Genomic DNA, 13,188 nt, shown 5'->3' on the forward strand with positions numbered 1-13,188 from the left:
ATTCAGGTCCCGGGTATTGTGAGAAAATGGTACGATCTAACAAGCGCGCGCTGGCTTTTTATGCATTTCCCGTTTGGGTTTAACCGGGTATCCGAATAAACCGGAGGGGGCAGCCCCCTTTTTAAAGCCTCCCTGCGATAGTAGGCCGCCTTGGTGGGGTGGCCGGGGGCAACGGCATTGACCACGCCGTCCTGGGAGGTATCCGAAACCGCCTGCAGGATGAGGTTGATGCAGTCTTGCCGTTCGATAAGGTTCACCGGATCCCCGCCACCTGAGAGGCCATTGCGGCCCGAGAGCATGGTTACGGGATGCCTGTCCGGTCCTATCAGCCCGCCGAATCGGATTATCAGGGGGCTGGATGCATTCGCGGACCCCAGCACGAGGGCCTCGGCTTCCAGGAGTTGCCGGCCGCTTTCGCTGTCGGGCTCCGGCCGGGTTGCCTCGTCTACCGCGCCCTGGTTGCGGCCATAGACCGAGGTACTTCCTATATAGATCAGGCGGGTCGGACCCTGGGCCTCCAGCAACCGGAGCAGGTACCGCACCTTGGACGGATAATCGGTTTCCGGGTTGGCCTTGATGCCAGGGGGTATATTAAAGACCAGCACATCCAGGCCCCTGAAGAATTCTTTCCAGGGCCCTTCGAACCCTTCTTGTTTCAGCATGACCTGATATGCCTCAATCCCTTCGCTCTGGAGGAGGGATAATTTTTTGGGATCCGTGGTGGTGCCCCGCACGGTGTATCCCGCCTCCAGCAGCTGCCGGGCCAGGGGCAACCCCAGCCAGCCGCACCCCAGTACTCCGATGGTCCTATTCAAAATGAAGGGATTTTACCAGCAGGACGGCATCGTTCAGTACAAAGGGCATGGGGATGTTGTCGTCAGGCCTTGGGGGCACGCTGAACAGCGGGTTGTCCAACAGGTCGTTGGATGCCTCGTACAGGGTGAGGTCCAGGGGTTGGCCTGATGGGAACTCCAGGTCCAGGCGGGTAGGGGCATTGTCGCTTACAAAATGGGTTACCAGTTTGCCCCCACGCCGGTTGGCCAGGTAGTATTCCGAAAGCGCCACGCCGTTTACACGGGCCCGGTCAATCGGCGTTTCTCCAGAAAACACCTCGAGGCGGTGGATATCCCTGCCGGGGATGATATCCAGGGACAGCCGGCGCTGCCCGTTGATCACGGTATCCTGCAGCACTTCAATGACCGGCTGCGGGAGCGGTTTCCCGGGGGCTTCCCGGATAAAGCTGAAACCGGAATTGTACTTGCTGCTCAGGGTATTGAATCCCAGGGTATCCGGGGGGCTGGGATCCTCGCCCAGGTAGGCGCGGGTCCACTGGGAGGGGACTTTTTCATAGGTGGCCCAAAAGGCTTTGCCGGAATCCGGATGGGCGATGTACAACAGGCTGGTCGGCTTGGGGGTGTCGGGCCCGAAACCGCCGGAAACATGCGCCCCGCCCAAAAACCCCGCAAACAACAGGATGCCCAGCCAGCCGAGCCGGCGCCGGAACGGGTACTGGATAAAAACCCCCAGCAGGAAGAAAAAGATAAAGCAGCTCATCAGGCTGGCTGCCACCAGCATCTTAAGGCCCAGGCCCACTGGGAACATCTTTACAAGGGGTGCGAAGAGCCATATGGCGGGAATCCCCAGGAAGCTCAGCACGTAGGGGTTGGCCGGCTCCTGCAGGATGCAGATAAGCAGGCACATCAGCAGCGCATACCCGGGGACCAGGAAAAAGGCGGCACCGGGGAGGTAGGCATTGAGCAACCCGCAAAGCAGCAGCCAGACGACGGACGGGGCCACCAGGGCGTTGGCCGCATCCAGCCTGGGAAAGAGGGAATAGATCAGGAAGCAACTGCCAAACGCCAGGGAAGCCCAGGCAGCGATATACAGGTAGCCGTTATAGGTGAACCCATGGAGCATATCTGCGTAGACGGGATACAGGCTCTTTAGCAGGGGCCAGGCCAAGTAGCCCGCAATTCCATTGAAGACCAGGCAGGCCAGGAGGGGGGCAAAGCCCTGGAGGATTCGGCTGCCCTGCAGGCGGCCGCGTTTGAACCCCACCATGAGCAGGAGCAGGAATCCGAGTACGGCCACCGCGAACAGGGGCCAGATCCAGCTGAAGGGATAGGACACCAACCGGAAAAAGGGCAGGCTGAAATAGATGAAATCCTCCCCGCTTTTGATCTGTTCCAGGGGGGCCGTGCTGAAATAATCGAGCAGGGGAACCAGATAGCTCCCCTGGTGGGCCAGGGTCCTTCGGTCCAGGCGGTCGTAGGAATCCAGGACGGTATGGTAGTCAAAATGGTCATCGATAAAAGCAAAATTCATGCCCTCGATATCCCCATCCTCCCTGAAGACGGTCAGGTCGGTGTCGTTCGGCAGCATTTTATAAATACTGTAGGCCAGGGAATTGGCCACGGGATATGCCACGCCCGCCTCGGTAAAGCCTGCGACGAGCCCGGCGTTGCCCCCGTTGGTTTCCAGCAGGAGGTTGCCGGCTCCCCCGCTTCCGCGTGCCTCGAAATTCAGGACCAGGCCCACCTGTGAAGCCCAGGGGTGCTGGTTGACGAAAAGGCCGGCCCCGTTCAGGCCCAGCTCCTCCGCGTCCGAGATCAGGATGAGGATGTCGTTCACCGGTTTTTGACCGCTGGCGAGATATGCCCTGACGGCTTCCAGGATGACCGCAACACCGCTTCCCGCATCGCTTGCACCCAGGGAGGAGTGCGGGCTGCTGTCGTAGTGGGAAAGGAGCATGAGTACCTTTCCGTTGCCCGAACCGGGGATACGGGCGAGGATATTCACGGCCTTGCTCAGGTTCCCCCAGTCCCCGGCCGTATAACCTTCCTGCAACCGGGCTTCGAGCCCCATCCCCTCCAGTTCCGCAACGATGTAATCCCGCACACGGGAATGCCCGGGAAACCCCACGCCATGCGGTTCCCGGGAAATGGCCTGGACGTGTTCCAGTGCCCGGTCGGTGGAAAACTCCCCGGTCGGGGCCCCGGCGTCTTCCCGGTAGGCAGGCGTGGAGCTGTCCAGCCCCCAATAGGCGGCTGCCAGCAGCATCAGGAGGGTCAGGACAGCTGCGGTTGGCTTCATATAGCGGATTTGGGAACTAAAAGTATAAAAAATTAGGGGGCCGGGGCATTTGGACGATTTTAATAACAGAATTGGAAAGAAAAAGCTATATTTAATAATAACCGACTAAAATTCAATTAAATGGGTATTAAGAGTTTTCAGGGCCGCAGGTCCAAGGAAGAATCGAAAAAGGCGTATGATGCCCCTATTCTGGTGTCCGACTATATGACCCGTAAACTGGTAACTTTCACGCCGGAACAATCCATCCTTGAAGTTATGGAAGCCTTCACCCGCCACCGGATTTCCGGAGGCCCGGTCCTTGACGACAACGGATTCCTTGTGGGGATCGTATCGGAAGCCGATTGTATGAAGCAGATATCCGAAAGCCGCTATTTCAACCAGCCGATCCTCGACAAAAGCGTGGAGCGCTTTATGACCAAGGAGGTGGAGACCATCCCCCACGATATGTCCATCTTTGATGCGGCCGGGGTATTCCACAAAAACAACCGGAGGCGGTTACCTGTCATGAAGGATGGGTTGCTCATTGGCCAGATCAGCCGGAAGGATATCGTGGTGGCTGCGCTCAAGCTCAACGCCCAGAACTGGAAATAACGCCGGTCCCACTTCCCGCGTTTTCCGCGCGTTTTCCCGGAATATTTTATAAGTGCCCTGGTGGCTTACGATATACAGGTCGTACAGCTGGTAGCAGGGAAGCCCTTCCCGTGTTCCCGCCAAACCGGTTACGAATGAAAAATCAAACCCGTTCCCGGCTAGTTCCGGGCTCGGGATAGTGCGACACGACACGTCCCCCAGACTTTCCTCAAGGATCCGGTAATTCCGCCTGAGCCGTTGGTGGACCCGGCGCATCAGGTTGTTTTGCACGCGATTCCGGCGGTTGTGATGGGCGTTCCGGCAGGGGTCGGAACAGAATATCTTGTCCGTCCTGCCGCGAAAACCTTCCCCGCATTCCCTGCATTTTCCCTTCATCCAAAACGATTAGTGACCCCTGTTTTTAGGGTCCCGCAAAGTAGGCCGCTGTTGCGCAGGGGCCTTGCAGGGGGAATCGGCGGGAACCGCACCCGGGCCGCGATGACCACCGTACCCGGGTCAGCGACGTCTACCGGGATCAGTCCGGGATCAGTCCAGGATAAGGGCGGGAAGGTCCAGTTCCCGGTAACGCCTGTTGTAGGCGGCCATGCCTTCATCTGCAATGGCATCCCGTTCCCTGGCCAGTGTATTCCACTGGGCCATCAGGTCACGGAGGCGCTGCCGGGCCCCGGCCGTGAGTTCCGGCACCGGCCCGCCCACATAGTCCTTCAGGTACATGAGTTCTGCGTTGAGCTGGTTCCGGTAGTTGATCACATCCTGGAAGGTCTTCTGCTGTGGCTGGATGAGCGCCTCCTCCCAGTCCGTAATTCGCTGGAGCAGGGAGTCCCCCATTTTCAGGAGCGGTTCCGCTTCCTCCCGGTCGGACAGGAGCTTCGCGTACGATTCCAGCTGGCCCTTCACCGACCGGAGCCGGTTAACTGCCTCGTGCATATCGCGGATGGCGCCTTCGATTTGGGCCAGGGCGGCTTGCTGTTCCCGGTAAGCCTCTGGGGAGGTTTCCAGATCCGGCCGTGGCAGCACGCGGATGGGTTGGGTCTGCTCCTCAGAACCCAGCCGGATTCGAGCCGAATAATTGCCCGGGGCTACCCGGGACCCGGAGTAGTCCCCCAATACGAAAACCCCGTCCACGGCGGGCAGGGATTCCCGGTGAAAATCCCAGACAAACCGGTTGAGCCCGGCTTTGGATCCAAGGACCTCAGGTTTCGAAGGCCCGCCGGGCCAGCTCTTGAATTCCTTGGGCTTTTGGTTGGAGTATTTGCGGATGACTTCCCCGTTTTCGAGGATCTCCAGGGTCAGCTCGGTGGAATCGGCGGCCGCAGCGAGATAATAGTCCAGGATCACCCCGGATTTGGGGTTCTGGCCCAGTCCGGGCCGGGGCTCCTCCTGGGATCCCCCGGTAAACAGGACGGTTTCCCTGGGCCGGATGAGGGTTACAGGGGCCTTCAGGTCATACGCCTGCTGGAGGGGGGAGAGGTCATCCAGGATCCAGAATGCCCGTCCGGCCGTAGCGGCGATCAGGTCATTGTTCCGGAAGCCGAGGTCGTTGACCGGCACTACCGGCAGGTTCAGCTGGAACGGTTGCCAGGAAGCTCCCCCGTTCAGGGAAAGGTAGAGGCCGGTTTCCGTCCCCGCGTAGAGCAGCCCGGGTCTTACCGGGTCTTCCCGCACCACCCGCACAAAGCCGTTCGGGTCGTCAAAGCCCCGGGTGATCAGGGTCCAGCTGGCCCCGTGGTCCGTGGTTTTGTAGACATAGGGTTTGAGGTCCATGAACTTGTAGCGCATCAGCGTCACATAGGCAGTTGCCGGGTCATGGGGGGATACCTCGATGCTGTTGACGATCCCTTCCTGCATGCCTTCGGGGGTGATGTTATCCCAACTCTGCCCGCCGTTACGGGTGATATGGACCAGGCCATCGTCACTTCCGGCCCAGAGCGTTCCCCTTTCTGTCGGGGAAGCGGTCAGGTACATTATCGTATTGTAGTTTTCGCCCCCTGCGGCTTCGTTGGTAAACGGCTTCCCGCCGGGTCCGTGTTTTTCGGGGTCGTTCCGGGTCAGGTCCGGGCTGATGACCTCCCAGCTCATCCCGCCGTCGGAAGAGCGGAACACCACATTCCCGGCATGGTAGATGGTACCCCGGTCAAACGGGTCGCTGATGATGGGCGCATTCCAGTTATACCGGTATTTTTGTTCCCCGGGGGGTTTTCCCAGTCCGAGCTCCGGGTATTCCTGGATTTGCTTGGCCTCCCGGGTCGCTGCCAGCCATTTCTCGATTATGCCCTGGTAGCAGCCCCCGTAGACCACTTCGGGGTTATCGGGGTCAAAGGCCAGGTAGGCGCTTTCGCATCCCGCCACCGAATACCAGTCCTTCCAGTCGATCCCGGCGTTGCCGGTCCGGCTTTTGATGGCAATGGCCGAATTGTCCTGTTGCCCCCCGTACACGTAATAGGGGAACTGGTTGTCGGTGATGACCCGGTAGAACTGGGCAGTGGGCTGGTTTTCCTGCGTGCTCCAGCTCTGGCCGCCGTTGACCGATATATTGGCCCCCCCGTCGTTGGCGTTGATCATGACGTTGTTGTTTTGCGGGTTGATCCAGAGGTCGTGGTTGTCCCCGTGGGGGGTGGGCAGCGGCTGGAAGGTCTTCCCGCCGTCAATGGACCGCGTCACAGGGGCATTCAGTACATAGACCCGCTCGGGATCCTGGGGGTCGGCGAAGATCTCCATATAGTACCAGGAACGGGTGACGTTGATCCGGTCCTTGCTAACCTGGCGCCAGCTTTTCCCGCCGTCGTCCGAACGGTAGACCCCGGCCTTTTCCCCTTCGGCCTCCAGGACGGCATACACCAGGCCGGGCTTTGCCCCGGAGGCAGAGATACCCGCTTTGCCAAGCATCTCCGGCAGGCCTTCCGTCAGCTTTTCCCAGCTGGTTCCCCCGTCGGACGATTTGTAGAGCCCCGATCCGGCTCCCCCGGATTCCATGGTCCACGGAAACCGGCGGTGCTGCCACATGGCCGCGTAGAGTATGCGCGGGTTGGTCGGGTCCATGCTCAGGGAAGCGGCCCCGGTATGTTCATTCACGTAAAGCACCTGTTCCCAGGTCTGCCCGCCGTCGGTGGTCCGGTAAACACCCCGTTCGCCCCCAGGGCCGTACTGGGCCCCCTGGGCTGCCACGTAGAAGGTGTCGTTGTCGGCCGGGTGGATGATCACATCCGAAATATGCCGGCTGCTACTAAGCCCGATATGTTCCCAGGTGGCACCCGCATTCTTGGACAGGTAAACCCCGTCGCCCATGGAGGTCATCACCCCCCGGGCAGCGTGTTCCCCCATGCCCACCAATACGACGTTCGGGTCCGAGGCCGAAACGGAGATGTCCCCCACCGTCCCGGTTTTGAGGAACCCGTCCGAGACGTTTTTCCAGGTAATGCCATTGTCGGTAGTTTTCCAGATACCGCCTCCGGTACTGCCCATATAGTAGGTGCCGGGCTGGTCAACCACCCCGCAGGCAGCGACGCTTCGCCCCCCGCGGAAGGGCCCGATGTTGCGCCATTTCAGACCGGAATACAGGGAATCCGGAATAACCGGGTCCGGTGTTTTTTGACGATTTCGCTGTGCGTGCAGTCCGGCGGTGGCTAAAAGGGCTGCCAGGGCCAGCATTAGAAATTTTTTCATGGTTGCTTCAGAATATGGTTGGTTCGGAATTAATGCGTATTACTTGTTTCTATCGAATTCGGAAAAGTTCAGTCTGCAATGGCGGCAAATACCATCTGTCGGAATTTCCATCCGGTTTCATCACTTCCGGCGGCCTGGGTTTGCTTCATCAGGATACCGATGAGCTGTTCCCCGGGGTCTGCGAAGTACTGGGTATTGAAATACCCGCCCCAGTCAAAGGTGCCCGGGCCTCCTTCACCCCCATGGGCGATACCGTCTGTATTCACGACGCCAAAGGCCAGGCCGTAATCCTTGGGGCCACCGGCCCAGAGGTCGCCGATCTGGTTGGCCATCATGATTTCCACGGTTGTCCGGCTCAGCAGGCGCTGCCCGTTGTATTCTCCCTGGTTGAGGTACATCTGCAGGAATCTGGCGTAATCCATCGCAGTGCTCGACAACCCGGCCCCGCCTGCAAAATAGGTCTGCGCCCCGGTAATGGGATAATTGATTTCGAAGGCCTCCGTCGAGAACGGCCGCCAGGCGCCATCCTCCCAGTATTGCACAGGTACCAGTCGGTCTGCCCGGTCTTCGGGGAGGTAGAACCAGGTGTCGGCCATCCCCAGCGGGTCAAAAATCCGCGTTTTCAGGAATTGGTCATACGGCATGCCCGAAACGATTTCCACCAGGTAACCCAGTACATCCAACCCTTCGCTGTAGGTCCAGCCCTCCCCCGGTTTGTGGTGGAGCGGCATCCGGGCCAGTTTCGGGATATTATCGGCAAGGGTCACCGGGTCCGAGGTGAAGGCATCTATAATCCCGGCCTTGGCGAAAGCCTTTCGGAAACGCGGGTCACCGTCGATCATCCCGTATCCGATCCCGGAGGTATGGGTGAGCAGGTGGCGGATGGTGATGGGTGCTTCCAGGGCGCTGGTCGTGAAACTGCTGTCCGCCTCGTTGAACGTCTCCATTATCCCGGTTTCCGCAAATGCCGGAATGTAATCTGAGATGGCGTCATCCAGCTGGAACCGGCCTTCTTCCCAGAGCATCATGACAGCCGTGGCAGTAATCGCTTTGGTTTGGGAGGCGATGCGGAAGATGTCGTCTTCTTCAAAAGCAACCCCTGCCGGGGTATCGGCCAGGCCATAGGCGGTGTGCATCACCACCTTGCCATTCCGGGCGATCAGGGCCACGGCACCCGGGATTTCCTCATTGGCGACCGCCTGCCGCAACATGGAATCGATTCGGCCCAGTCGGTCTTCCGACATCCCCTGGGTCTCCGCAGGGGCGGGTTCCAGGAGGTCAGCGGTTGTGGTTTCAGGTTGTTGGCGGCAGCCCGTCAGGAGAGCGACCAGCAGCAGCAGGGTCAGGTTGGTTTTCATAAAAGGGTTGGTTTAGTTTTTACCGCCCTCCCGTTCCGGAGAGCGTGGGGTTGGCCACTCGCGTTGCTCCCCCGTCCTTGGGTTCACAGAGAGTACGGCTTTTTCACGGGACGTCCGTTCCGGGTCCTCGCTGGCCATATAGGCCAGGATGGCCGTGAGGATGGCATTGTTGCGCACATCGTCGAACACGATTTTGTCGTAGGTGTCCAGGTTGGTATGCCAGGTGTAATTCCAATAGCTCCAGCTCAGGGAACTGAGCGAAAATGCAGGTGCCCCCGCAGCGACGAAGGACGCATAATCGGAGCCCCCGCCGCCGGGGTTGCCGGGGAAGGTGGTTTCTATGGGTTCGGTTATTTCCTCGGGAACAGCCTCCATCCAGCGCCCCAGGTACTCGTAGGCGTGCAGGAAACCCTGCCCGGACAACCGGACCACCCGGCCGGTTCCATTGTCCTGGTTAAAGAGGGCCTGCAGGCCGGAAACTACTTCCGGATGATCCTCCACGAAGGCGCGGGAGCCGTTCAGGCCCTGTTCCTCGCTGCCCCAGAGCCCGATGATGATGGTTCGCCTCGGGTTGGGATATACTTTTTTCAGGATACGTGCGGCCTCCATCATGGTAATGGTCCCCGTCCCGTTGTCGGTGGCCCCGGTACCCCCGTCCCAGGAGTCGAAATGGGCGGAAAGTACGATATATTCCTCGGGGAGTTCGGTCCCCGGGATGGTTGCGATGGTGTTGAATGTGGGGACGCGCCCCAGTTCCTTCGATTCCGCCACAACCCGCAGCTGCGGGGCATCCCCGTTTACAGCCATCCGGTAGAGCATGCCGTAATCCTCCAGTGACAGGTCGATCACCGGTATTTTGGCGGTGTTTGCGCTAAAGATCTTATTGGCCCCGAAACCGTCCGACCAGCGGGATTGCAGGATCCCGGCAGCCCCTGCGGCCTCCAGGGCCAGGTTGAGGGAGCGGGAATCGTAACCCGTATTGCGAAGATTTGCCTGCCAGGCGTCGGTTTGGGCCTTGCTGGATTCCTTCATCTTTTCAAACGAGGCTTCCGTTGCCCATTCTTCCCAATTGTAATCGGGCCTCCCTGTGGGTTCCAGCATGGAAACGCACACCCATTTCCCCTTGACCTCGGGCAGCCACCGGGCAAAGGCCAGGGAATCGGCGACTTCCGGCAGGGTGATCAGGCCGGCCGTAATCCCCTTGGCCGGAGTGGAGGGACTCCAGGCGAGTTGCCGGCCATGAAGGGAGACCACCCGGGGTTCCACCAGGTCGATATGGCAGATGCCGCGCTCCCAGCCGCGCCAGGTCCCCCATTGTTCGTTGGCGGCGGGAATCCCCCACTGGTTAAATGTGGAAACGGCCCAATCGTGGGCGTTCTTCATCTGGGGGGTACCCACGAGCCTGGGCCCGATCACGTCCAGCAATTCATGCGCCAGGGTTTCAAGATGGGAATTCTCTACGGCTTCTTTCCGGATCTGTTCTACGACGGTAGAGGGGTCTTGCGCCAGCAGCGGGCCGGCAAGCAGGAGACAAATAGCGGGAATCAGGAGGGTTTTTTTCATTTCTGGTGGGTGCTCTAAGGGTGGTGGGTTGTGTATTTCTGGTTGATTCTTTTACTGCAGGGCAGAAATATAAGAATAAAAGGAACGACATCGGGCACTAAGTGTTTGTAAGCGGATGCAAACGACTACAAATGCGTATCAACCGATTGCCATCCTGTTTGCTGTTTAGTTTTGCCACCCGGGACGCGATGCCCCGGGCCTATGTCTAACAAATACCTATAGAAACTATGAATGCGCTTAGGAACAGAGTACAATTGATTGGTAACCTCGGGCAGGACCCGGAAGTAACCATCCTGGACGGCGGAGGGAAAATGGCCCGATTTTCCCTGGCCACCAATGAGGTCTATAAAAATGCCGAGGGAGAAAAGGTAACCGATACGCAGTGGCACCAGGTCGTGGCCTGGGGGAAAATTGCCGATATTGCCGAGAGCTACCTCAATAAGGGGAAGGAGGTGGCGGTTGAAGGGAAGCTCATCCACCGGCACTACGATACGGACGAAGGCCAACGGAAATACGTTACGGAAGTCCGTTGTTCCGAGTTGCTTTTGCTGGGAAAGTAGGTTTTGATCGCAATTAAACGATAAAAGGGGCTTATTGCCTCTTTTTTTGTGAATTGTCTGAACGAATCGGTAACTTTTTGGGAGTATGATCGTCTGATCTGTAAAGCCGCTTCGTCATGTTGTTCAACCGCATTTTTTGGTCCTTTGCTTCCCTGCTGGCGTGTTCCGGGGCATGGGCCCAGCCGGCGGTGCAACAACCGGCAAATCTGGATTTTTTCGTCCGCCAGGCGAAGACCGATGCGCTTTACGAGCAGCGAATGCATGTGCAGGGGACCGCGGAAGAGCTCGATTTCTGGAAGGATCAACGGGCCTTCGAACGGCAGTTGTACGCACAAAACCTGCCGGCATACAAGACCTACATTCAGGCCAAACGGGATTACTACGCCAGCCATCAGATGCTTTGTAGTGCGGAGTGTGGACACGGGGATTACTACTTCCTCCAGGCGTCGTATTACGTGCAGATGGGATCGGATTCCGAAGGGAATTCGTGGATGTTCGGATCGCCTAAATCGGGTGGGGGGCTGATCGCCTCGGGCCCGGAATAACCCTCAGGCCACTTGCTGGAACCCGGAATCCGACTTGAGAAGCTTCAACAGGTCGGTACATGGGCATTTGCTACAGCGTTTGTGCTCCCCTTTTTTGAATTTCTTGCAGCATTTGGATTTGCAGCCTGCCGGCGAACAACCCGACCTGCAGATTTCCCTGAGTCGGTCCTGCCTCAGTTCCCGGAGTTCAGCCGCCTTTTTTTTCTTCTTTTTCTTGCCCATGGAGGTATACAGAGAACCTTCCAAAGGTAATAATTTTTAATTATTCTAAATAAAAACAAGAAAATTTAATTGGGAATATCCCCGGAATTTTAAAGGGAATGGCCCCGGTGAATCTAAATGGATTCATCTTGTGCCGCGCTATCCGCACTGATCTGGCGGATATCCCGGTCAAACAGATACAGGCCGCCTTTATCGTTGCCAATCAGGTTGATCTTGTCCAGGATGGTCCTGGCGAGGGCTTCCTCTTCGATTTGCTCCGCGACGTACCACTGCAGGAAATTATGGGTGGCATAGTCCTTTTCCTCCAGGGTGACGTGGACCAGTTCGTTGATGCAGTCCGATACATGGATTTCGTGTTCGAACAATTCCTTGAACAGGTTCTGGAAGGAGCCGAAGTCCTTTTTGGGTGCACTCAGTTCGGAAACAATGGCATGGCCGCCGCGCTCGTTGATATACCGGACCAGTTTGAGCATGTGCATCCTTTCTTCATCCGAATGTTTGTACAGGAACTGGGAGATACCCTCCAGTCCCTTGACTTCCGCCCAGGAAGCCATGGACAAATAGATCTGTGAGGAATCGGCTTCGACGCGGATCTGCCCGTTCAGTGCGTCTTCTACTCTCTTTTTAAGCATCTTTCTAAGGTTTTTATAAAGGTACGAATTGGAAACCTGTCATCCATGCCGTATCTAGCTATATAGGCTCCGGGCCACCCGGAAAGTCTGGGCATGGGCATCCACGATGGTCCGGATGCTGGGGGAATAGCCACCCCCCATGCTGCACTGCACCGGCAGGCCGTGTTTTTTGCACCACTGGAAAACCATCAGGTCCCGCTGGCGGCATCCTTCCGGGGTCAATGCCAGTGTCCCCAGCTTATCCGTTGCCAGGACATCGACCCCGCAGAGGAAAAATACAAAATCCGGCTGCACCAGGTCGTGTAATTGTTCCAGGTGTTTTTCGAGGGTGTTGAGGTATTGCTGGTCCCCGGTCCCTTTTGGGAGGGGGACATCCCAGTCCGATTCCTCCTTTCGGAACGGGTAATTGGCCTGTCCGTGCACCGAATAGGTAAATACCCGCGGGTCATCGCGGAAAATCGCCGCCGTACCGTTGCCCTGGTGGACATCGAGGTCCAGGATCAGGATTTTTTTTGCCAGGCCATTCTCCAGCAGGTGCAGTGCCCCGATCGCCTGGTCGTTGAGCATGCAGAAGGCTTCCCCCCGGTCCCGGTACGCGTGGTGGGTCCCCCCGGCAATATTCATGGAAACCCCGTTTTCCAGGGCAAAATGGCAACAGGTGATGGTCCCCTGTGCAATGGTGCGCTCCCGCCGGACCAGGGCCTCGCTCCATGGAAATCCCACCTTCCGCATTTCCCGGTCAGGGATCCGGCCTGCCCGCAGGTCCGCAAAATAACCGGCGTCGTGTGCCCGGAGGATTTCCCGATCACCCGGCAGTCCGGGTTCGAAGAAATCCCCGGGTTCTGCCGTACCCTCATGCAGCAATTGCTGGGGCAGGAGATCGTATTTCTGCATCGGGAACCGGTGGCCTTCCGGCAGGGGATGTGCATAGATGGGGTGAAAGGCGATCCGGAGCACAGGG

General features: G+C 58.3%; 11 protein-coding genes. 3 read left to right on the forward strand and 8 right to left on the reverse strand.

The genetic code is table 11. From position 1 onward, the window contains the following. Positions 1–2: 2 nt before the first annotated feature. Positions 3–815, reverse strand: coding sequence for an NAD-dependent epimerase/dehydratase family protein (locus H7F20_RS04040; protein WP_185784837.1), 813 nt, complete (start codon positions 813–815; stop codon positions 3–5). After that, positions 808–3,093: a M28 family peptidase gene (locus H7F20_RS04045; protein ID WP_185784838.1), complete on the reverse strand. Its 2,286-nt coding sequence runs from the start codon at positions 3,091–3,093 to the stop codon at positions 808–810. The genes H7F20_RS04040 and H7F20_RS04045 overlap by 8 nt, the downstream gene beginning before the upstream one ends. Positions 3,094–3,213: 120 nt before the next feature. Here H7F20_RS04045 and H7F20_RS04050 point away from each other — a divergent pair, with 120 nt between their 5' ends. Next, complete coding sequence (locus tag H7F20_RS04050; protein ID WP_185784839.1) at positions 3,214–3,684, forward strand: CBS domain-containing protein; 471 nt, start codon at positions 3,214–3,216, stop codon at positions 3,682–3,684. A 525-nt stretch (positions 3,685–4,209) separates the two neighbouring features. Here the strand turns inward: H7F20_RS04050 and H7F20_RS04055 are convergent. The 3 genes from H7F20_RS04055 to H7F20_RS04065 all read right to left on the reverse strand — a co-directional run bounded on the left by H7F20_RS04055 (position 4,210) and on the right by H7F20_RS04065 (position 10,268). Further along, positions 4,210–7,347: a glycosyl hydrolase gene (locus H7F20_RS04055; RefSeq protein WP_185784840.1), complete on the reverse strand. Its 3,138-nt coding sequence runs from the start codon at positions 7,345–7,347 to the stop codon at positions 4,210–4,212. Between the two features lie 68 nt (positions 7,348–7,415). Continuing rightward, the gene (locus tag H7F20_RS04060; protein ID WP_185784841.1) at positions 7,416–8,705 is read right to left on the reverse strand and encodes a serine hydrolase; all 1,290 of its coding nucleotides are present in this window, start codon (positions 8,703–8,705) and stop codon (positions 7,416–7,418) included. A 12-nt stretch (positions 8,706–8,717) separates the two neighbouring features. Further along, positions 8,718–10,268, reverse strand: a complete 1,551-nt coding sequence (locus H7F20_RS04065) for a M20/M25/M40 family metallo-hydrolase (RefSeq protein WP_185784842.1) — start codon at positions 10,266–10,268, stop codon at positions 8,718–8,720. Between the two features lie 227 nt (positions 10,269–10,495). Here H7F20_RS04065 and H7F20_RS04070 point away from each other — a divergent pair, with 227 nt between their 5' ends. Together H7F20_RS04070 and H7F20_RS04075 are read left to right on the forward strand one after the other, a co-directional pair. After that, positions 10,496–10,828 carry a single-stranded DNA-binding protein gene (locus H7F20_RS04070; RefSeq protein ID WP_185784843.1) on the forward strand — a complete coding sequence of 111 codons (333 nt, stop codon included), beginning with the start codon at positions 10,496–10,498 and terminating at the stop codon, positions 10,826–10,828. Positions 10,829–10,944: 116 nt separating this feature from the next. Beyond that, the gene (locus H7F20_RS04075; protein ID WP_185784844.1) at positions 10,945–11,373 is read left to right on the forward strand and encodes a hypothetical protein; all 429 of its coding nucleotides are present in this window, start codon (positions 10,945–10,947) and stop codon (positions 11,371–11,373) included. A 3-nt stretch (positions 11,374–11,376) separates the two neighbouring features. Here H7F20_RS04075 and H7F20_RS04080 read toward each other — a convergent pair whose 3' ends face one another. The 3 genes from H7F20_RS04080 to H7F20_RS04090 form a co-directional block, all read right to left on the reverse strand. Continuing rightward, on the reverse strand, positions 11,377–11,619 hold the full coding sequence (locus H7F20_RS04080; RefSeq protein WP_255443981.1) for a hypothetical protein: 243 nt from the start codon (positions 11,617–11,619) through the stop codon (positions 11,377–11,379). A gap of 89 nt (positions 11,620–11,708) precedes the next feature. Next, positions 11,709–12,227, reverse strand: a complete 519-nt coding sequence (locus tag H7F20_RS04085) for a ferritin (protein WP_185784845.1) — start codon at positions 12,225–12,227, stop codon at positions 11,709–11,711. A 54-nt stretch (positions 12,228–12,281) separates the two neighbouring features. Continuing rightward, positions 12,282–13,184 (reverse strand): histone deacetylase, encoded by a 903-nt coding sequence (locus H7F20_RS04090; RefSeq protein ID WP_185784846.1) that lies wholly within the window; start codon positions 13,182–13,184, stop codon positions 12,282–12,284. Between the last annotated feature and the right edge of the window lie 4 nt (positions 13,185–13,188).

Origin of the sequence: Robiginitalea sp. SC105, assembly GCF_014243345.1 — a bacterium.
Lineage (GTDB): Bacteria > Bacteroidota > Bacteroidia > Flavobacteriales > Flavobacteriaceae > Robiginitalea.